This window comes from Achromobacter sp. ESBL13, assembly GCF_036668755.1.
GTDB lineage: Bacteria > Pseudomonadota > Gammaproteobacteria > Burkholderiales > Burkholderiaceae_B > Achromobacter.
On record NZ_JAZEVT010000002.1, the window covers coordinates 767,979 to 786,181 of the forward strand.

The window sequence follows — 18,203 nt, forward strand, 5'->3', positions numbered from 1 at the left end:
TTACCTGGGTGATAGTTTTGGAGGCGAGGACACATGCATGAACGAGGCAACGTGTTCGTCGTGCAACTTGATGAAATGACGAGCAATCATTTTGTCGCTGCTCTGCGTGATTTTCAATGGCGGGTCAGCGCGTGCGCGTCGCCGGACGAGCTGTTCGAACGGCTACGCACAGATGATGTCGACGCGATGGTGTTGCGTGGGCAGGGCGCCGAGGTCCCCAAGCTGATCGCGGCCTTGCGCCGTGCGGCGCCGGACGCGGCGGTGGTCTGGCAGTCGCCCGTGGCTTCGGCGCGCGAACGGGTCGAGGCGCTGGAGGCAGGCGTGGACTTTTATAGTTCGGCCCGCATGGAGCCCGAGGAATGGGATGCGCTGCTGCGCAATGTGCGGCGCCGGCTCTTGCCGCCTTCAACCGACGGCCCCGCTTGGCGCCTGGACCAACGCGTGCTGTCAGGCCCGGCCGGCGAGCGCCTTCCGTTGACGCTGACCGAACGCGACTTTTTTGTCCGCTTGTTAAGGGCGCCCGGCCAATGCCTGCGGCGCGATCGCTTCTTTCCGTGCAATCCCCGCGAGGGCGCACGCAGCGTGGACGTGCTGGTGTCGCGGCTGCGCACCAAGGCGCGCCGCTTCGATATTGAATTGCCGGTGTTGGCCGTGCGCGGATGGGGCTATATCCTGTTGCAGCACAGCCCGCCGCAAGAACCGCAGGATTAGAGAACGACCAGGTTATCCCGATGCATGAGCTCGGGTTCGGTCATGCTGCCCAGGATGCGAGCGATCTGCGAGGAAGGCTGGCGCAGGATGCGTCGCGTATCAACCGACGAATAGTTGATGAGCCCGCGCGCGCATTCGATGCCCTGGCTGTCCACGCAAGCCACCACGTCGCCACGGCCGAACTCGCCTTGCACGTCCGTCACGCCGATGGGCAATAGGCTCTTGCCTTCGCGCATCAGCGCCTGCACGGCGCCGTCGTCAAGCACCACGCGGCCACGCAGGCGCAGGTGATCGGCCAGCCACTGCTTGCGGGCGGACCACACGGGCAGCACGGCGCGCAGTTCGCTGCCGATGCACTCGCCCTGCGCCAATCGCGTCAGCACGTTGCGTTCACGGCCCGACGCGATGATGGTGTGCGCGCCGCTGTGCGCCGCACGCTTGGCCGCCAGCACCTTGGTCAGCATGCCGCCCGTGCCGATGCCGCTGCCCGCGCCACCCGCCATGGCTTCCAACGCCGGGTCGCCCGCCTGCGCGTGCGACATGAACGTGGCGCCGGGGTTCTTGCGAGGGTCGGAATCGTACAAGCCGCGCTGATCCGTCAGGATGATCAACGTGTCGGCTTCGATCAGGTTTGTGACCAGCGCGCCCAGCGTGTCGTTGTCGCCCAGGCGGATTTCGTCGGTGACGACCGTGTCGTTTTCGTTCACGATCGGCACCACGCCCAGGCGCAGCAGCGCGAACAGCGTGCTGCGAGCGTTCAGGTAGCGGTGGCGATCGGCCAGATCTTCGTGCGTCAGCAAAATCTGCGCGGTGCGCAGGCCGTATTCCGCGAACGCCGCCTCGTAGGCCTGGCACAGGCCCATCTGGCCGACGGCGGCGGCCGCTTGCAGTTCGTGCATGACGGAAGGGCGCTTGCGCCAGCCCAGCCGCGCCATGCCTTCGGCGATGGCGCCGCTGGAGACCAGCACGATCTGCTTGCCCTGCTTGTGCAAGGCGGCGATTTGCGAGGCCCAGTGGGCGACGGCGGCGCGGTCCAGGCCGCGGCCTTCGTTGGTGACCAGCGACGAGCCAACTTTGGCGACCAGGCGCTGGGCGTGGGTGACGACGGAAACGGCGGGTGTTTCAGCAGACATGGTAGGCGCCGGCTGCGGCGAAAAAAGACGTAATCGAAAGGACTGCGATTATGGCTTATTCGTCACCGCCGCGCGGCGCGGCAGGCTTGTCGGCGTCGGACCGCGTGTCGTCAAAGCGGGGGTCCGGCGCCACATAGGTGCCGTCCGCCTGGTCGCGCGACAGGTGTTCCTTTTCGCGCTCGGCGTCCAGGTAGTCTTGCAGCGCGTACAACAGGTCTTGCGTGCCTTCGCCCGTCAGGCCCGAAATGGCGAACACGGGGCCCTTCCAGTCATACAGTTCCAGGAAGCGGCGCTTGGTGTCTTCGGGGTCCGGCACCATGTCCAGCTTGTTCAGCACCAGCCAGCGCGGCTTGTCGGCCAGTTCGGGGTCGTAGCGGCGCAGTTCTTCAACGATGGCGCGCGCGTCGACCACGGCTTGCTCGACCGGATCCGCATCGGGGTCGGGCGTGGACACGTCAACCAGGTGCAGCAGCACGCGGGTGCGCGCCAGGTGGCGCAGGAACAGGTGGCCCAGGCCGGCGCCCTCGGAAGCGCCCTCGATCAGGCCCGGAATGTCGGCCACGACAAAGCTGCGCGACGGCGACGTGCGCACGACGCCCAGGTTCGGGTGCAGGGTGGTGAACGGGTAGTCGGCGATCTTCGGCTTTGCATTCGAGATGCGCGTGATCAGCGTCGACTTGCCGGCGTTGGGCATGCCAAGCAGGCCCACGTCCGCCAGCACCTTCAATTCCATGCGCAGGTAGCGATGTTCGCCTTCCTTGCCGGGGGTCCACTGGCGCGGAGCGCGGTTCAAGCTGGACTTGAAATGAATGTTGCCCATGCCGCCCTGGCCGCCGGCAGCCAGCACGACCTTTTGGTCATGCGTGTCCATATCGAACAGGACTTCGCCGGTTTCGGCGTCATGGATAACGGTGCCCACGGGCACGCGCAGGGTGATGTCCGGGGCCGCTGCGCCGTACTGGTCCGAGCCGCGGCCGTTCTCGCCGCCCTTGGCGCGATGCAGGCGTGCGTAGCGGAAATCGATCAGCGTGTTGATATTGCGGTCTGCAACGGCATAGATGGTGCCGCCGCGGCCGCCGTCGCCGCCGTCCGGGCCCCCTTTGGGGATGAACTTTTCGCGGCGAAAGCTCGCCACGCCATTGCCGCCTTTGCCGGCGACCACTTCAATGGTGGCTTCGTCTACGAATTTCATGGTGTCTGCGCGTGTGGTGGGTAATAGGACAGCGGTCCGCGATGGGACGCTGCCAGGTGGCATTGGAAACTTTACTCGCCAATTACCATAAACAAAAAAGCTTAAAACAAAAAAGCCCTGCCGCATGCGACAGGGCTTTTGCCGTTCGGCAACGCGGTAAACCGCGTTGCGCTGACCGTGGCTAGTCCGATTACTCGGCAGCGATGATCGAAACGGTTTGCTTGTTCAACGCGCCCTTGAAGCCGAATTGAACCTTGCCGTCGATCAGCGCGTACAGGGTGTGGTCCTTGCCCATGCCGACGTTCACGCCAGCGTGGAAACGAGTACCGCGCTGACGCACGATGATCGAACCAGCGGGAATCAGTTCACCGCCGAAAGTCTTGACGCCCAGACGCTTTGATTCTGAGTCGCGTCCGTTTCGCGTAGAGCCGCCGCCCTTTTTCTGTGCCATGTTTAGCTCCTGCTAAGTGGTACCGAGTCGCTACTTAAGCCGTGATGGCTTCGATGCGGATTTCGGTGTAGTTCTGACGGTGGCCCTGACGCTTCTGATAGTGCTTGCGACGGCGCATCTTGAAGATCTTGACCTTGTCGTGGCGGCCTTGCGCAAGAACCGTTGCCTTGACCACAGCGCCGGAGACGAGGGGCGTGCCAACTTTCAGTTGGTCGCCTTCGCCCACGGACAGCACTTGGTCCAGGGTGATTTCTTGCCCAATGTCTGCCGGTATCTGTTCTATCTTGAGTTTTTCGCCAGCGGCAACGCGATACTGCTTGCCACCGGTTTTTACGACCGCGTACATGGGGTGTTCCTTAAATAGGTAAATGGGTTCATTCGCGCGGCCCGCCCTGCTGGGTGGGATTGCCACTTTGGAAGGTGCTTTCCAGTCCGTGTGCCGGCATTTGACATGCGGCGGGCCAGAAGGAAAGGGGCCTGACTGCCAGGTACCGGGTGGAAATATCCCGGACTAGGCACCCAAAGGGTTTACGCGAACAACCGACGTAATTCGGGCATTGCTGACCGAATCCGCAATATTAGCGCGTGACTTTTCAAAAGTCAAAAACCTGTTGTGGGCTAAGGGCTTAGGTGTGGCGCCGTGGCTTCAGACGGGCGCCACCACGCGTTGGCAGACGTGGCGCGCCACCCGGCGGATGCCCTCCATGACATCGCGCCGGTGGGCGTCGTTCAGCCGGTCGGTGGGTATCGACGTGCTGACCGCCACCCGCTTGCCGGTTGGGGTGACGCCCACGTACGCGGCGTAGCAGACCAGGCCAGTGGCCAGTTCTTCCTGATCGTGGCCCAGCCCCGTCTGGCGCACCTTGTCCAATTCTTGATACAGCGCATCGCGTGTGGCCAGCGTCCGGTCCGTCACGCGGGGCAGCGGGTCGGGCACGCTGGCGGCCAGGGCGTCGGGTTCCAGGCTGGCCAGCAGCACTTTACCCAGTGCACAGGCATGGGCAGGCAGGCGCATTCCTAAGTCGGAGACCAGCCGCACCGGGCGGCGGGCGTCCTCGCGGGCGATATAGACCACGTCAAAGCCATCCAGCGCCGCCAGCTGCACGACTTCATTGCAGCGGGTCACGAATTCGCCGGCCGCCTCGTGGAAAGCGGCTTGCAGGCCGTCGTGACGCAAGTAGGCAAAGCCCAGCGACATCAACTCGATGCCGATCAGATAGCCGCCGTCCTTGCGTTCGACCCAGCGGCGTTGTTCCAGGCAGTCCAGCAACAGGTACAGCGTACTTTTGGGCAGCTGGCAGGCCTGCGCCAGTTCCGCGGCCTTGACGGGGGTGCGGCGGCTGGCCAGCACGCGCAGGATGTCGTGGGTACGGCGGATGGCGGGCACATCGTACTCGGCGGTCATCGTTTTGTTATTCCAACCTGTTGGACTGCAATTCAGAATGTTGGACATGATAACGACCTTCTTCTAGACTCGTTGCACCTTTATTGAAATGCCGCCCAGTCGGCATGAAGCGTGGAGACTTATGAACCAAGACAACGCATTGCCCGCCGACCTGGCGGGCGCATTACTAGTGGGCCGTGTGTGGCGGCCGGCGCCGGTGGACGGCCCCAGCGTCGTGGTCGTGCGCAACGGCGAGGTGTTCGACATCACCGCCGTGACGCCCACCGTGTCCGATTTGCTGGATCGCCCTGATCGCGTCACGCTGGCCAAGGGCGCCGCCGGCGAATCGCTGGGCGACGTGCGCGCGCTGATGGCCGCCACCTTGCAAGGGCAGGACGGACCGCGCCTGTTGGCGCCGTGCGATCTGCAACCCATCAAGGCGGCGGGCGTCACGTTCGCCATCAGCTTGCTGGAGCGGATGATCGAGGAAGAGGCGGGCGGCGACGCCAGCCGCGCCGATGAAATCCGTGTGCGGATGCAGGCCTTGATCGGCTCGGATTTGTCCCGCTTGCGTCCCGGGTCCGCCGAAGCCATCAAGCTGAAAGCCGAATTGGTCGAACGCGGGCAGTGGTCGCAATACCTGGAAGTGGGCATCGGCCCCGACGCCGAAATCTTCTCGAAGACGCCCGCGATGGCATCGGTGGGATACGGCGCACAGATCGGCGTGCTGCCTGAATCGCAGTGGAACAACCCCGAGCCCGAGATCGTGCTGGCCGTGGACAGCCGCGGCGAGATCGTGGGCGCCACGCTGGGCAACGACGTCAACCTGCGCGACATCGAAGGCCGCAGCGCCTTGCTGCTGACCAAAGCCAAGGACAACAACGGGTCGTGCGCCATCGGCCCCTTCATCCGCTTGTTCGATGGCGATTTCGACTTGGACAGCGTTCGCCACGCCGATGTGTCGCTGCGCATCGACGGGGCCGACGGCTTCGCGCTGGACGGCGTCAGCCACATGCGCGAAATCAGCCGCGACCCCCAGGACCTGGTGCGCCAGGCGTTTGGCGCGCATCACCAGTACCCTGACGGCTTCATGCTGTTCCTGGGCACGATGTTCTCGCCCAGCCAGGACCGCAAGGGCCCGGGCACGGGTTTCACGCACAAGCTGGGCGATCGCGTCCAGATCGCTTCCGAGCGTATTGGCGCGCTGGTCAATGATGTGCAGTTGGCCACCGAGATCACGCCGTGGACGTTCGGCGTGCGGGCGCTGTACGCCAACCTGGCCAGGCGCGGCCTGGTTCGATAGGGCGGCGGCCCGCGCGCTTCTTGCGAACTTCGGGGCGGCAGCGGGCCGCCCCGACGCCGTCACACCCCGTATAATCGCTGGTCGAATCCCCCGCCATTCCTGGCGGCCCAGCGGTAAGAGCCCATGCGGCTCGTTTCACTTGTCGGATACGTCTTGAATCTCCCCGCGCTTATTGCCCCCATTGCTGACGATATGAAGGCTGTCGACGCGGTCATCCGCGAACGGCTGAATTCGGACGTAGTCCTGATCCGCACAATCGGCGACTACATCATTGGCGCGGGCGGCAAGCGCATGCGCCCGGCCATGGTGTTGATGGTGGCGCGCGCGCTGGGCTACGAAGGCACGCATCACCAACTGCTGGCCGCCGTCGTGGAATTCATCCACACCGCAACATTGCTGCATGACGACGTGGTCGACGAATCCGACCTGCGCCGTGGCCGCGAAACGGCCAACGCCGTGTTCGGCAACGCCGCCAGCGTGCTGGTGGGCGATTACCTGTATTCGCGTTCATTCGAGATGATGGTCGAAGCCGACTCGATGCGCATCATGAGCATCCTGTCCGAAGCCACCACGGTTATCGCCGAAGGCGAGGTCTTGCAGTTGCTGAACGTGCACGACCCCGACGTCTCGCAAGACCGCTACCTGCAAGTGGTGCGCTACAAGACCGCCAAGCTGTTCGAAGCTGCCGCCCAGGTGGGCGCGGTGCTGGCAGGCGCCACGCCCGAACAGGAAGCCGCTGCCGCCGCCTATGGCCGCCACGTCGGCACCGCGTTCCAGCTGGTTGACGACGTGCTGGACTACAGCGGCGACGCCGCCGCGCTGGGCAAGAACGTGGGCGACGACCTGCGCGAAGGCAAGCCCACGCTGCCGCTGATCCGCGTGATGGAAGTGGGCACGCCCGAACAACAACAACTGATCCGCGACGCCATCAAGACGGGCGACGCCGATTTCGCCGCCGTGGCCGCAGCCATCCAGGCCACCGACGCGCTGGAACACGCCCGCCTGGCCGCCGTGGCCGAAGCGGATCGGGCTCGCGAAGCGCTGTCGATCTACCCCGTTTCGCCTTTTCTAAATTCTCTGCTAGAATTCTGCGCTTTCGCGGTGAATAGAGATCGCTGAAGCCGATATCCACAGCGGCGCTGAAGTTGGGGCGTAGCAAGCTGGTTTGAAAGCGGGTGAATGGTTGAAGCTAAAAGCAAAAGCTAAACGCAGAAGCCAAAGCAAAACCTGATTTTCAAAAAAGCGGAATATAGGTTCTAATAGCGGTCGCTGTTGAAACGGCGGTGATGGAAAGCGAAGACGGAAAGCGAAGGTGGAAAGCGAAAGCAAAGTCACCAGAGCAAAGTCACCAGAACATAGCCGCCGGAGCAGTCGCGAGACATGCAGCGGAAAGAAAAAACTTGGTAGCACTGAGCGCCGCTAAGTTGGTAGTACGAGTTTGTCAGCGCGGTTTTTCAGCGTGGCAAATTCACTGAATCGGGGCGTAGCTCAGCCTGGTAGAGTACTGCGTTCGGGACGCAGGAGTCGGAGGTTCGAATCCTCTCGCCCCGACCACTGATTGGTGGTCGAATTTTTGGTGGTGTTCTCGACACCAACAGCAGCAAAAGCCGGAATCGCGACAGCGACGCCGGCTTTTTTGCATCTTGCGGGTCGATGCCCCAACCGAAAGAGCGAACCGCCCGGTGTAACACCGGGTCGTCCAAGGTCAGGCCGTCCAAGGTCGGGCCGTTCAAGGTCAGGCCGTCCAAGGCCGGGTCGTCACCGCTCCTTCATGCCATCCATCGCGTATCGCCACTTAGCCAGCAGCCCGCGCCATCGTCCCGGGCACGCAGCTGGATAGCCGAGGGCGAACCCATGGCCACGCCTTGCCGCACCGTATACACCTGATCCGGCGGCACGCTGCCGGTTTCATTGAGATAACCCCACAAGGCTGCTGCCGCAATGCCCGTGGCGGCGTCCTCCGGGTAGCCCGACGCCTTGGGAAATTGCCGCGCGCTCGCGCCGTCGTCGGTCAGGGCATAGGGATACAGGCCCGTCGAACCAATGGCTTCGCACAGGTCCCGCATGGCGGCGAAGTCCGGCGACAGCGCGTTCAGCGCCGCCACGTCGGGCAGCCTGATAAGCGTCTTCACGCGGCTCGTGCTGGCGTTGATCACAGGCAGCCCGGCCAGGTCTGAATCAATCCGCAGCACCGATGCGATCGCGCGGCATTGTTCCTCAGGCAATACGGAGGTTTTCACGGCGGGTTGCGATATCCAGGCGCGGTTGCGGGTGGCGTCCCATTCGACATCCACGCTGCCGCTAAGAGTCTGCACTCGCGTACATGGCGTGGTCCACAACCCCCATTGCCGCAGCGCCCACAACGTACCGACCGTTGCATGGCCGCACATCTCCATTTCGTGGCCAGGCACGAAAAAGCGCAACCGGCACAGGTGATCCTCGCGGACGGTGGGCACCACAAAGGAAGACTCATGGCCGTGATGGGCCGCCAGCGCCTGCATATCGCTTGCCGCCATCTCTTGCGCGTCAAGTACCAGGGGCACGGGGTTGCCGCCTTCCAGTCCCTGTAAGGGATCAACGAATACACGCAGCAGGACTGCATCGCCGGCGGCTGGCGGCGCGGGTGCGCGGATGCAAAGGTGGTCAGTCAAACTGGACTCCGGTAGTGGTGATGAGCTTGCCCCAGAAGGCAAGGTCGTGAGAGACGGTCTGGGTCAACGCCTCGGCCGTGTCGGGGCGGACATCGACGCCTTTGGCCGCAAGGTCGGCCGCAATGGCCGGATCGCGCAGCACGGCGTTCAGGGCAACGTTCATCTTTTGCACGATTGCCGGGGGCGTTCCCTTTGGAAAAGCCAACCCGTACCACAGCGATTGCGTATAGCCGGGCATGCCCTGGGCGGCAAAAGTGGGTACGGACGGCAGGATGGGGGTAGCGCGCGTCGTGGCCACGGCAATCAACTTGCCGCTTTGGACGAACGGCGCCAGCCCCACGGGGTTATCGAACATGATGTCGACCTGTCCGCCGATCAGGTCCGTATAGGCGGGCGCCGCGCCGCGATACGGTACGTGGGTCAGGTCCAGCTGCTTGTCTTTTTTGAACATCTCGCCCAGCAGGTGCGATACCGTGCCCGCGCCCACCGAGGCATACGTGCCGCTGCGTCGCGCTGTCAACGCGTCGACAAGCGTGGCGACGCTGCTTGCCTTCAAGGCAGGCTGCACGGCAAGCACATAGGGCGACGTGCCGATGAAGCCCACGTAGTCGAAGTCCTTCTGCGGCTTGTACGGCAGGTTCTTGTACAGGCTGGCGCTTAGCGCGGTGGTGCTGGTCGTTACCGCCAGGGCGGTATAGCCGTCGGGCTTGGCGCGGGCCGCCTGGCCCGAACCCACCGTGCCGCCCGCGCCGCCGGCGTTCTGAATGATGACGGACTGCTGCAATTGGCGCGTCAAGGCCGGTTGCAACGTGCGCACCACCAGATCGGTTCCGCCGCCGGCGGGAAAGGGCACGATCAGGGTGATGGGTTTGTCGGGCCACGTCGAGTCGGCCCACGCGCCAGCAGGCGACAAGGCCAGCAGCGCGCTGGCCAGCAGTGCGGATGTGATGACGCGATTCATGAAGTTCCCCTTGTAATGTTTGAATGACCAGATCGTAGAAAGGCGCCGGGCCACCGGCGAACCACGGTGCGACATCGGCTGATCCCGCATGCGACAGCCAGAACACCCCGCCGGCGTCGGGCTTGCGCCAAAGCGGTCGCGCGCGGATACTGGCCCAACGCCCATTCTTGCCGCTGCCGGGAATCCCCCCGGCGCACATTACGTCCCGCTCGCCCTTCATGAAGCGTTCCGTCCCACTTTCGTCCAAACAGGATTTGATCGCGCAGACCGGCTTCGCCCTGGCGGCCAGTCGCCAGCCGCGCTACGCCTTTCATTGGCACGAGCACGATTGCGCCATGCTGCTGTGGCCGCGCGCAGGGGCGCTCGATAGTGCCTGGCAGGACGAAGAAGGGGCGCGTTGGCGGTGCCGTCTTGTTCGCGGGCAAGCCTTGTTGCTACCGTCTCACGTCGAACACAGCACGCGCGCCGAGAGCGTCGCGCAGCAACACGGAGAGCTTTACCTGGCCCCCGAATTGTTGCGCGCCTGCCAGGCAGGCGGCGTGTTGCAGCTGGATGGCGCGGCGCAGGCCATGCTGGATGCGCTGTGGAAACCCGCGTTGTCGGCATCGGCGTTGCCCATGTTGATCCAGGCGTTGATCGCCCAGCTTGACGCCAATCATCGGCAGCAGGCTCAGGCTAGCGTGTCGACGGCGCCGCTGCCCTTGGCTCGCCAATGGATGGAACTGTTGCGCACCCGCCTGGAAGAAGGACAGCCGCTGCCGGCCATTTCGGAGTCCGCCAGCGTGCTGGGCGCCACCACCCGCACCCTGCAGCGGGCTTGCCTGGACGCTTATGGCCAGTCGCCTATAGCCCTGAGACGCAGGGTGCTGGCCCAGGCGGCACGGCAACGGATCGCGATGGGTGAACCGGTGGCAAGAGTCAGCGCCGAACTGGGGTTTTCCAGTAGCGGACACCTGGGCCGCCTGCTGCGCGCGGTGGAACCCTAGGCGGACGCCGCGGGCGCATAGCCGGGAATGGACGCCAGCAGCTCGCGCGTGTAGTCGCTGGACGGGCGCAGGAACACGTCGCGCGCCGTGCCGATCTCAACCACCTTGCCCCGCTGCATCACGGCGATGCGATGGCAAAGCCGCGCCGCAACGCGCAGATCGTGCGTAATGAACAGGATGCTTACGCCCAGCCGATCCCGTATCGATTCCAGCAAATCCAGTATCTGCGCCTGCACCGACACATCCAGCGCAGAGACCGCTTCGTCCGCGATCAGGATTTCCGGTTCCATCATCAATGCGCGCGCAATCGACAGTCGCTGCCGCTGGCCTCCCGAAAATTCGTGCGGAAACCGCTCCAGCGCGCCGGCGTCCATGCTGACAAGCTCAAGCATTTCAAGCATCCGCGCGTGGACGTCCCCGGCATCCGCGCCGAAGTTAAGCGGGCCTTCCGCCAGCGTGCGGCCGACCTTGCGACGTGGATTGAATGAACGGAACGGGTCCTGGAACACCATTTGTACGCGCTTGCAATAGCCGCGCGCATCGCGACCGGTAAGTTTGCCCACCGCATTGCCGTCGATCAGAATCTCGCCCGACGTGGGCTTGGCGAAGCGTGCCAGGCAGCGGCCCAGCGTGGTCTTGCCCGACCCGGATTCGCCAACAATGCCCAACGTTTCGCCGCGTTCCAATTGCAGCGATACACCGCCCAGCGCGTCGACGCGGCGGCGCTTGGACTTGAACAGCGATTTGGTTTCGAAGCGCAGGGTCAGGTCGCGCACTTCCAGCACAGGCGGCTGCGACGGCGTCAACGCCTTGGCGCGGAAATCGCCGCGCGGACGGGCCGCCAGCAGCCGTTGCGTATACGGGTGCCGGGGGCGTTCCAGCACATCGGCGGCGGTGCCTTGTTCGACAATATGGCCGGCTTGCATCACCAGCACACGATCCGCAATCTCCGCGACCACGTCAAAATCGTGCGTAATGAACAGCACGCCGTTGTCGTGGCGACCGCGCAAGTCGTTAAGCAGGCGCAGCACCTGCGCTTGCGAGGTCACGTCAAGCGCCGTGGTCGGTTCATCGGCGATGATCAGGCCAGGCTCCATCACCAAGGCCATGGCAATCATCACGCGTTGGCGCTGACCGCCCGACAACTGATGGGGATAGGCATGCCGCAGCGTCTCGGGATGCGGCAGCCGTACGTCGGACAGCAGCGCCAGCACACGGCTGTCGACGGTCTCGCGGGCGAGTTCCTTGGCATGGAACTCGAACACTTCCGCGATCTGGTCGCCGACACGCATGAGCGGGTTGAGCGCCGTCATGGGTTCCTGGAAGATCATGGCCATGCGGTTGCCGCGCAGCTTTTGCAGTTCGTCCCGCCCGGCATGTGTGATGTTGCGACCCGCCAGCAGGATCTGGCCGCTTTCCAGGGCCAGCACCCCCTTGGGCAACAGGCCCATGACGGCGCTGGACGTCACGGATTTGCCCGAGCCGGATTCGCCTACGATGCACACGATTTCGCGGGCATGGACGGTGAACGACACGTCGTCCACCGCATAGCGGCGATCTCCCCCGCCGGGTAGCCGCACCTTCAGGTTGCGAACGTCCAGGATGGGGGCGGCGGCGCTGCCGTCGGGCATGGCTTGCGTCCGGGATACTGGGTTCATGGCGTCAGCCCTTGGTTTTACGTGATAGACGGGGATCAAGCCGGTCGCGCAGTGCGTCGCCGAACATGTTGACGGCCAGGATCAGCAGCGCAAGAAACACGCCGGGCACCAGCACGATCCACGGCGCGCGCTGGAAGAACGGGCGCCCTTCCGCGATGATGCTGCCCAAGCTGGGGATTTCCGGGGGAAAGCCCAGCCCAAGAAACCCCAGCACGGCTTCGGTCAGGATGGCAGCGGCGCAGACGAAGGTGGCTTGCACCACCAGCGGGTTGATGGTGCTGGGCAGGATGTGCCGCCACAACACCTTCAGCGCCGGCGTGCCCGAACCCACCGAGGCTTCAACGTAGGGTTCTTCGCGCACGGACAGCACCACGCCACGCACCAGCCGCGCCACGCGCGGTATCTCGGGGATCGAGATAGCGATGACCATGGTGAGGATGTTGGCGCCGCCCAGCGCGACCATGGCCACGGCCAGCAGCAGGCCGGGGATGGCCATGATGCCGTCCATCAACCGCATCACCGGCGCATCCAGTCGCCGGACATAGCCGGCCGCCAGGCCGATGGCGAGGCCGGCCACGACCGAGATGGCGCTGACCAGCGCGGCCAGCGTGATCGACAAGCGTCCGCCGTACAGCACGCGCGACAGCAGGTCGCGACCCAGCGAGTCCGTGCCCAGCCAATACAGGTCGGACGGACCTTGCAGACGTGCTCGGGGTGTCAGCGCGCCGGGGTCGTGCGATGCCAGGAGCGGGGCGCCGATGGTCAGCGCCACCAGCAGCAAAAGCAGCAGCAGCGATCCCAGCATGACGGGGTCATGCAGGACGGCGCGGGCGGCCTGGCGCCAGCGGGGGGGCGGCGGCGCGGCCGGCAGGATAGAGACAGGTGAGGTGGACATCGGGTAGCTCCGGGTCGTCCGCGTCAGTAGCGGATGCGGGGATCGAGGAGGACGTAAGCCATGTCGATCAGCAGATTTACGAACACGTAGATGAACGAGAAGAACAGAATGGTCCCTTGCACCACGGGATAGTCGCGCGCCAGCACCGAGTCCACGATCAAGCGACCGACGCCTGCGATGTTGAAGATCGTCTCGGTCACGACTACGCCGCTGATCAGCGTGGTCAGGGCCACGCCGACGATGGTGACGATGGGAATGGCCGCATTGCGCAGCGCATGGCGAAACAGCACGACGCGTTCGGTGACGCCCTTGGCGCGAGCGGTGCGCACGAAGTCCTCACCCAGCACGTCCAGCAAGCTGGCCCGCGTAATGCGCGTGATCAACGCCACAAACACCATCGCCAGCGTCACCGTGGGCAGCAACAGGTGCTGCGCGTACTGGCCCACCCCGGCTTCAAGCGGTGAATATCCCTGCACCGGCAGCCAGTTCAGCGTGACCGAAAACAGCAATATCAGCAGATACGCCACGACAAAGGCGGGCACCGAGAATGCCAATACCGCCGCGGCCATGATGCCGCGATCCGCCAGGCCCCGATGCCGCCATGCGGCAAGCACGCCAAGCGGTATGGCCGTGGCTATCGTGAGCAGGATGGCCCATGCCGCCAAGGAAAACGTGGGGCCGAGCCGCGCCTTGATGAGGGAGGTGACGGGCTGCTTGGATTGGATGGAGTGGCCCAGGTCGCCCTGGACCAGCGCCGCCATCCAGCGCAGGTACTGCGTGCCCAAGGATTGGTCCAGGCCCATTTCGGTGCGGATCTGCGCGATGGACGCTTCGCTTGCCATGTCGCCCGCGATGACGCGGGCGGGATCGCCCGGCGCCATTCTCAGCAAAAGAAACACGACCGTGGCGACGATAAGCATCACCGGAATTGCCGCCAACAGCCGCTTCAGGATCAGTTCAATCATGGCGCGCTACCAGAACAGCGGAATCTGCGCGTCCGTCATGCGTCCCAGCTTGGCGGCGTTGTAGCCCTTCATCTTGGAATACGTGCCCAGCGGGATGAAGAACACCTGCTCGTAATTGAGCTTCTGGATCGCCAGGGCGATTTCCTTCCTGCGGGCTGCATCGTCGGTCTCGGCGAACTGATCGCGCAGCGTTTCCATCTGCTCGCTTTTCGACCAGCCGACGTAGCCCGCCGTGCCCCGTCCGTCCAGATTCGGATTGGTCAGCGGGTTCATCAGGTCCAGGCTGGTAAAACCGGTCTGGAAAATGCTCCAGCCGCCTTGGGCCACGGGATCTTTCTTGGAATAGCGGGACAGCAACGTCGCCCAGTCCATCGACTGGATCTCGACATTCATCCCGATGGTCTTGAGCGCTTGCGCCGTCACGGACGCCAGGCTGGCAAGAACGGGCAGGTCGGTTGGGTGCAGAATCACAACTTTGCTCCCGTCGTAGCCGCTTTCCTTCAGCAGCGCCTTGGCATGCGCCAGGTCCGGCTGCTTCGTTTGCGTGGCGCCGTCTTCGGACGCGTACGGCGAGTTGCAGCTCAGAACGGCGCCGCACAACTTGATCATCTTCGGGTCGCCGATTTGCGCATCGAGATAATCGGCCTGGTACACGGCCGCCAGCACAGCGCGGCGCACCTTGACGTTGTTGAACGGCGGTTGCAGCCAATTCATCCGCATCGTGAAAATGTTGGTGCTGTCGCCGTAGGATTTCAGCGCCACGCCCTTGACGCCTTCCAGCTGCGGCATCAGGTCGGGCGGCACGTCTTCCACAAAATCTATCTCGCCACGGCGCAGTGCATTCACGGCGGTTTGGGCGTCCGAGATGTTGACCAGTTCCAACCGGTCCACGATGGCGACCTTGGCGCCGGCAAAGCCGCTGGACGGCTCCTTGCGCGGTACGTAGTCCGTGAACTTGACGTAGGTGGCCTTGACGCCCGGCTGGAAGTCCGCCGCGACGAATTTGTACGGACCTGAGCCGATAACCTCTGTGATCGCCTGCGAGACGGGCACCGAAGCGATGCGCCTGGGCATGATGAAGGGCACGGGCGAGGCAGGTTTGGCCAGCGCCTCGATCAGCATGCCGAACGGCTGCTTCAGTTGGAACACCACCGTGCTGGCATCGGGGCTTTCCAGGCTGCGGGTCACGGCCATCAAGCGCAGGCCCAGCACGTCGCGCTCGGCCCAGCGCTTGATCGAAGCGACGACGTCTTCGCCCGTGACAGGCGACCCATCATGGAACTTCAGGTTCGGGCGCAACGTCAGCGTAACCGTCAGGCGGTCGGGGCTTTCCTGCCAGCTTTCCACCATTTCCGGCTGCGGCTTGCCGGTGGCGTCCAAGGCGAACAAGGTGTCGAAAACCATGTAGCCGTGGTTGCGGGTGATGTAGGCGTTCGTCAAGATCGGGTCGATCACGCGCAGCGGCGCCTGCATGACGATCTTGGCAGTCGTTTCGGCGTGCAACGGACTGACAGGCGCCAGCGTTGCCATCAGCGCGGCGGAACAAAGCAGGGCGGGGGCAAAAGCAGCGGGCGCGCGAACGCGGCCCATGCCAGGGATCATTTTTTTCATACCGATACCTTCAAAGGTGAGGGTGACTCAGGCGAAACGGGGCGAGGCTGGTCGACAAGCCCCGCCGATCAGCCGAACCGCGGTCTGCGCGCGGCCCACGGGGCCAGGCGCTCCAGCTGCGCCGAGAGTTCAAGCAAGACGTCTTCGCGTCCGAAGTGGCCGATCAATTGCGTGGCCACGGGCAGGCCTTCGTCCGTCCATGACAGCGGCAGGCTGGCGGCGGGCAAGCCCGCGCCGTTGATGACGGGGAGAAAAGTGGAATACGTCGAGGCGCGAGCTCGGTAGTCGCGAAAGCCCAGCCCGTCCGAGGAATTCAATGCCAGGTAATCAAGCTTGCAGGGAAGCTGCGCCAGCGTGGGCGTCAGCAATACATCCACGTCGGTCATGGCGGCGGCGAAAGCCCGCCCCACCGCATGCAGGCGCGAGACGGCATCGATGTACGCCACGGCGTCCAGCGTCTTGCCGACGTGATAACCGTCAAGAATGACGGACTCAAGATCGCCGTCGCGCAAGGCGCGATCCAGCACACGAAGACGCGCATCCACCGCCACCACGATGTTGCTGGCCAGGATGCTGCCGTGGGCATGGACGAAGCCGTCGTAATCGATCTCCGGCAAGCGGGCCTCGAAGACGTGGTGGCCCAGGCTTTCCAGCAGCGAGGCCGAACGCGTGACGGCGGCGTCGCATTCGGGGGCGATAGGGATGCCATTCCAGGCGGTGCGCAAAATGCCCACGCGCAGCGGGCGGACTTCTTGCTCGCGAACGGCGTCCAGGAAGGACCGCGGCTTGGGCGGCGAGGCGTACGGCGCGCCCGGCTCATAGGCATCGATCATGTCCAGCGACGCTGCCGTGTCGCGCACGGACAGGCTCAACACGCCGTCCGTCGACATGCCGGCCCAGCCTTCGCCTCGCATCGGGCCCATCGGGACGCGGCCCCTGGATGCTTTCAGTCCAAACACGCCGCAGCAGGCCGCCGGGATTCGGATCGAGCCGCCGCCGTCGCTACCATGCGCCACGGGCACGATGCGCGCGGCGACGGCGGACGCCGCCCCGCCGCTGGAGCCGCCGGCGGAACGGCTGGGATCCCATGGGTTGCGCGTGGCCGCGCCGTTGCGCAGGGCCTCGGTGGTGCCGGCCATGCACAATTCCGGCACCGTGGTGCGCGCGAAGGGGATAAAGCCCGCTGCCTCGAAGCGGTCAGCCACCGTGGCCGAGTATGCGTAGGTGGCGTCGTTGAACAGCGCCGACCCCAGGCTGGAAGGGAATCGCGGATGGGCGAACCCGGAGTCCTTCAGCAGAAATGGAATCCCGCGAAAGGGGCCGCGGTGCGTCCATTCGGCCGCGATGCGCCGCGACTCGTCAAAGCGCGGGTAGGTGATGGCGTTAAGCGCGGGATTGCGTTGCGTGGCCAGTTCAATGGCGCAATCCATGAGCTGGGCGGAGGTGACCTCGCCCCGCTCAAGTAATGCGGCCAGCCCAAGGCCGTCCAGGCGCTCGTACTCGGTGGTCTGCATGTTTCCCCTTTTTTTTGCTGCCTGTGTGGTTCACGGCAGAGGCAAAGTCTAGGGATCACAGACGTGAGGGCCAAACCGGGAAGCGACAGCGCGCCCATCCCAAATGCGACAGGCGCGGGCAAGCGGGGGAAAACTACGTCATTCGCGTCCTCGCCGGTAGCCTTCGGCACGGGCCAGCGTCCGGTAAAAGTCCGCGCCCAAATCGATCAGGTCTTCCCGCTCCTGCACGCTGAGCTTATGTTGAATCGACTCAATGCAGGCGGCGTACGCGGCCAGGACTTCCGCCAGTCCTCGAAGCGTCGCGCGGGAGATGTTCTGACAATCATCTGCGCGACCAATTCTTGCGTGTCCATAAGCACCTCTTTCTGCTTCACTGCTTCTTATCGCCAGGGGCACCATAGAAAATTGACGGGCTTGTCCGGAAGGCACAAAGCCGCCAGATGGCGGTCCTGTACCGTTTCCGATGCGACGTTCACGTGGTCGGCGGCTGCGCGCGCCTGGACGACGCGGGGTCTCTGCCGCGCCATGCCGACGTGCTGATTGTTGAGATTTCCGAGCTGGACGTGGATGCGCTTGCGCCTATCCAGCGCGCGCGCGACGCCACCGAGACGAGCGCCGTGGTGGTGCTCTACCGCTTCCGTGCCAGCACCACGATTCGCACCGAAGCCGACGCGCAATTGCACCTGGCGTTGCAGCAGGCCGCGGGCCAGGCCCGCGGCATCCTGGAAAACGCCATGGCACGCCTGCTGCACACCGAAGGCATGTGGCCGCTGGCCGGCTAGCGCCGG

The 18,203-nt window shown here is 64.4% G+C and carries 17 protein-coding genes and 1 tRNA gene; 6 read left to right on the forward strand and 12 right to left on the reverse strand.

The features are described 5' to 3' along the window. The first annotated feature begins 33 nt into the window (after window positions 1-33). Window positions 34-711, forward strand: a complete 678-nt coding sequence (locus V6F88_RS12310; RefSeq protein ID WP_332609787.1) for a transcriptional regulator — start codon at window positions 34-36, stop codon at window positions 709-711. Here V6F88_RS12310 and proB read toward each other — a convergent pair. The 5 genes from proB to V6F88_RS12335 all read right to left on the reverse strand — a co-directional run bounded on the left by proB (window position 708) and on the right by V6F88_RS12335 (window position 4,892). Further along, window positions 708-1,844: a glutamate 5-kinase gene (proB, locus tag V6F88_RS12315; protein ID WP_332609788.1), complete on the reverse strand. Its 1,137-nt coding sequence runs from the start codon at window positions 1,842-1,844 to the stop codon at window positions 708-710. The genes V6F88_RS12310 and proB overlap by 4 nt on opposite strands. A gap of 55 nt (window positions 1,845-1,899) precedes the next feature. Beyond that, the gene (gene obgE, locus V6F88_RS12320) at window positions 1,900-3,036 is read right to left on the reverse strand and encodes a GTPase ObgE (protein WP_332609790.1); all 1,137 of its coding nucleotides are present in this window, start codon (window positions 3,034-3,036) and stop codon (window positions 1,900-1,902) included. 190 nt (window positions 3,037-3,226) lie between these two features. Continuing rightward, window positions 3,227-3,487: a 50S ribosomal protein L27 gene (gene rpmA / locus V6F88_RS12325; RefSeq protein WP_046803173.1), complete on the reverse strand. Its 261-nt coding sequence runs from the start codon at window positions 3,485-3,487 to the stop codon at window positions 3,227-3,229. Between the two features lie 34 nt (window positions 3,488-3,521). Further along, window positions 3,522-3,833 carry a 50S ribosomal protein L21 gene (gene rplU, locus V6F88_RS12330; protein ID WP_006216228.1) on the reverse strand — a complete coding sequence of 104 codons (312 nt, stop codon included), beginning with the start codon at window positions 3,831-3,833 and terminating at the stop codon, window positions 3,522-3,524. A gap of 300 nt (window positions 3,834-4,133) precedes the next feature. Beyond that, on the reverse strand, window positions 4,134-4,892 hold the full coding sequence (locus V6F88_RS12335; RefSeq protein WP_332609792.1) for an IclR family transcriptional regulator: 759 nt from the start codon (window positions 4,890-4,892) through the stop codon (window positions 4,134-4,136). A gap of 121 nt (window positions 4,893-5,013) precedes the next feature. On the opposite strand from V6F88_RS12335, the gene V6F88_RS12340 reads away from it, so the two are divergent. The 3 genes from V6F88_RS12340 (at window position 5,014) to V6F88_RS12350 (ending at window position 7,728) form a co-directional block, all read left to right on the forward strand. Next, window positions 5,014-6,174, forward strand: a complete 1,161-nt coding sequence (locus V6F88_RS12340; protein WP_332609794.1) for a fumarylacetoacetate hydrolase family protein — start codon at window positions 5,014-5,016, stop codon at window positions 6,172-6,174. Between the two features lie 153 nt (window positions 6,175-6,327). Next, a complete protein-coding gene (ispB, locus tag V6F88_RS12345; RefSeq protein WP_332609796.1) occupies window positions 6,328-7,293 on the forward strand; it encodes an octaprenyl diphosphate synthase in 966 nt (321 codons plus the stop codon). Window positions 7,294-7,651: 358 nt separating this feature from the next. Then, a tRNA-Pro gene (locus V6F88_RS12350) sits at window positions 7,652-7,728 on the forward strand. Between the two features lie 215 nt (window positions 7,729-7,943). On the opposite strand, the gene V6F88_RS12355 is transcribed toward V6F88_RS12350, so the two are convergent. Both V6F88_RS12355 and V6F88_RS12360 read right to left on the reverse strand, forming a co-directional pair. Then, on the reverse strand, window positions 7,944-8,825 hold the full coding sequence (locus tag V6F88_RS12355) for a PhzF family phenazine biosynthesis protein (protein ID WP_332609798.1): 882 nt from the start codon (window positions 8,823-8,825) through the stop codon (window positions 7,944-7,946). Continuing rightward, a complete protein-coding gene (locus V6F88_RS12360) occupies window positions 8,818-9,786 on the reverse strand; it encodes a Bug family tripartite tricarboxylate transporter substrate binding protein (RefSeq protein ID WP_332609799.1) in 969 nt (322 codons plus the stop codon). The genes V6F88_RS12355 and V6F88_RS12360 overlap by 8 nt, the downstream gene beginning before the upstream one ends. Window positions 9,787-10,004: 218 nt before the next feature. On the opposite strand from V6F88_RS12360, the gene V6F88_RS12365 reads away from it, so the two are divergent. Next, on the forward strand, window positions 10,005-10,772 hold the full coding sequence (locus tag V6F88_RS12365; protein ID WP_332609800.1) for an AraC family transcriptional regulator: 768 nt from the start codon (window positions 10,005-10,007) through the stop codon (window positions 10,770-10,772). Here V6F88_RS12365 and V6F88_RS12370 read toward each other — a convergent pair. The 5 genes from V6F88_RS12370 to V6F88_RS12390 form a co-directional block, all read right to left on the reverse strand. Then, a complete protein-coding gene (locus V6F88_RS12370; RefSeq protein WP_332609801.1) occupies window positions 10,769-12,430 on the reverse strand; it encodes an ABC transporter ATP-binding protein in 1,662 nt (553 codons plus the stop codon). The genes V6F88_RS12365 and V6F88_RS12370 overlap by 4 nt on opposite strands. 4 nt (window positions 12,431-12,434) lie before the next feature. Further along, window positions 12,435-13,325: an ABC transporter permease gene (locus V6F88_RS12375; protein ID WP_332609802.1), complete on the reverse strand. Its 891-nt coding sequence runs from the start codon at window positions 13,323-13,325 to the stop codon at window positions 12,435-12,437. A gap of 23 nt (window positions 13,326-13,348) precedes the next feature. Further along, window positions 13,349-14,290 (reverse strand): ABC transporter permease, encoded by a 942-nt coding sequence (locus tag V6F88_RS12380; RefSeq protein WP_332609804.1) that lies wholly within the window; start codon window positions 14,288-14,290, stop codon window positions 13,349-13,351. A 6-nt stretch (window positions 14,291-14,296) separates the two neighbouring features. Beyond that, window positions 14,297-15,901: an ABC transporter substrate-binding protein gene (locus tag V6F88_RS12385; RefSeq protein WP_332609805.1), complete on the reverse strand. Its 1,605-nt coding sequence runs from the start codon at window positions 15,899-15,901 to the stop codon at window positions 14,297-14,299. Window positions 15,902-15,969: 68 nt separating this feature from the next. Beyond that, a complete protein-coding gene (locus V6F88_RS12390; RefSeq protein WP_332609806.1) occupies window positions 15,970-17,415 on the reverse strand; it encodes an amidase in 1,446 nt (481 codons plus the stop codon). A 440-nt stretch (window positions 17,416-17,855) separates the two neighbouring features. On the opposite strand from V6F88_RS12390, the gene V6F88_RS12395 reads away from it, so the two are divergent. After that, window positions 17,856-18,197 (forward strand): hypothetical protein, encoded by a 342-nt coding sequence (locus V6F88_RS12395; RefSeq protein ID WP_332609808.1) that lies wholly within the window; start codon window positions 17,856-17,858, stop codon window positions 18,195-18,197. Window positions 18,198-18,203: the final 6 nt, after the last annotated feature.

What these genes read in the sequence shown, in the direction of transcription:
- V6F88_RS12340 (WP_332609794.1), top strand. Translation starts at nt 5,014, where the DNA reads ATGAACCAAGACAACGCATTGCCCGCCGACCTGGCGGGCGCATTACTA.
- rplU (WP_006216228.1), bottom strand. Translation starts at nt 3,833, where the DNA reads ATGTACGCGGTCGTAAAAACCGGTGGCAAGCAGTATCGCGTTGCCGCT.
- obgE (WP_332609790.1), bottom strand. Translation starts at nt 3,036, where the DNA reads ATGAAATTCGTAGACGAAGCCACCATTGAAGTGGTCGCCGGCAAAGGC.
- V6F88_RS12360 (WP_332609799.1), bottom strand. Translation starts at nt 9,786, where the DNA reads ATGAATCGCGTCATCACATCCGCACTGCTGGCCAGCGCGCTGCTGGCC.
- V6F88_RS12335 (WP_332609792.1), bottom strand. Translation starts at nt 4,892, where the DNA reads ATGACCGCCGAGTACGATGTGCCCGCCATCCGCCGTACCCACGACATC.
- V6F88_RS12395 (WP_332609808.1), top strand. Translation starts at nt 17,856, where the DNA reads ATGGCGGTCCTGTACCGTTTCCGATGCGACGTTCACGTGGTCGGCGGC.
- rpmA (WP_046803173.1), bottom strand. Translation starts at nt 3,487, where the DNA reads ATGGCACAGAAAAAGGGCGGCGGCTCTACGCGAAACGGACGCGACTCA.
- proB (WP_332609788.1), bottom strand. Translation starts at nt 1,844, where the DNA reads ATGTCTGCTGAAACACCCGCCGTTTCCGTCGTCACCCACGCCCAGCGC.
- V6F88_RS12380 (WP_332609804.1), bottom strand. Translation starts at nt 14,290, where the DNA reads ATGATTGAACTGATCCTGAAGCGGCTGTTGGCGGCAATTCCGGTGATG.
- V6F88_RS12365 (WP_332609800.1), top strand. Translation starts at nt 10,005, where the DNA reads ATGAAGCGTTCCGTCCCACTTTCGTCCAAACAGGATTTGATCGCGCAG.
- V6F88_RS12390 (WP_332609806.1), bottom strand. Translation starts at nt 17,415, where the DNA reads ATGCAGACCACCGAGTACGAGCGCCTGGACGGCCTTGGGCTGGCCGCA.
- V6F88_RS12370 (WP_332609801.1), bottom strand. Translation starts at nt 12,430, where the DNA reads ATGAACCCAGTATCCCGGACGCAAGCCATGCCCGACGGCAGCGCCGCC.
- V6F88_RS12310 (WP_332609787.1), top strand. Translation starts at nt 34, where the DNA reads ATGCATGAACGAGGCAACGTGTTCGTCGTGCAACTTGATGAAATGACG.
- V6F88_RS12375 (WP_332609802.1), bottom strand. Translation starts at nt 13,325, where the DNA reads ATGTCCACCTCACCTGTCTCTATCCTGCCGGCCGCGCCGCCGCCCCCC.
- V6F88_RS12385 (WP_332609805.1), bottom strand. Translation starts at nt 15,901, where the DNA reads ATGAAAAAAATGATCCCTGGCATGGGCCGCGTTCGCGCGCCCGCTGCT.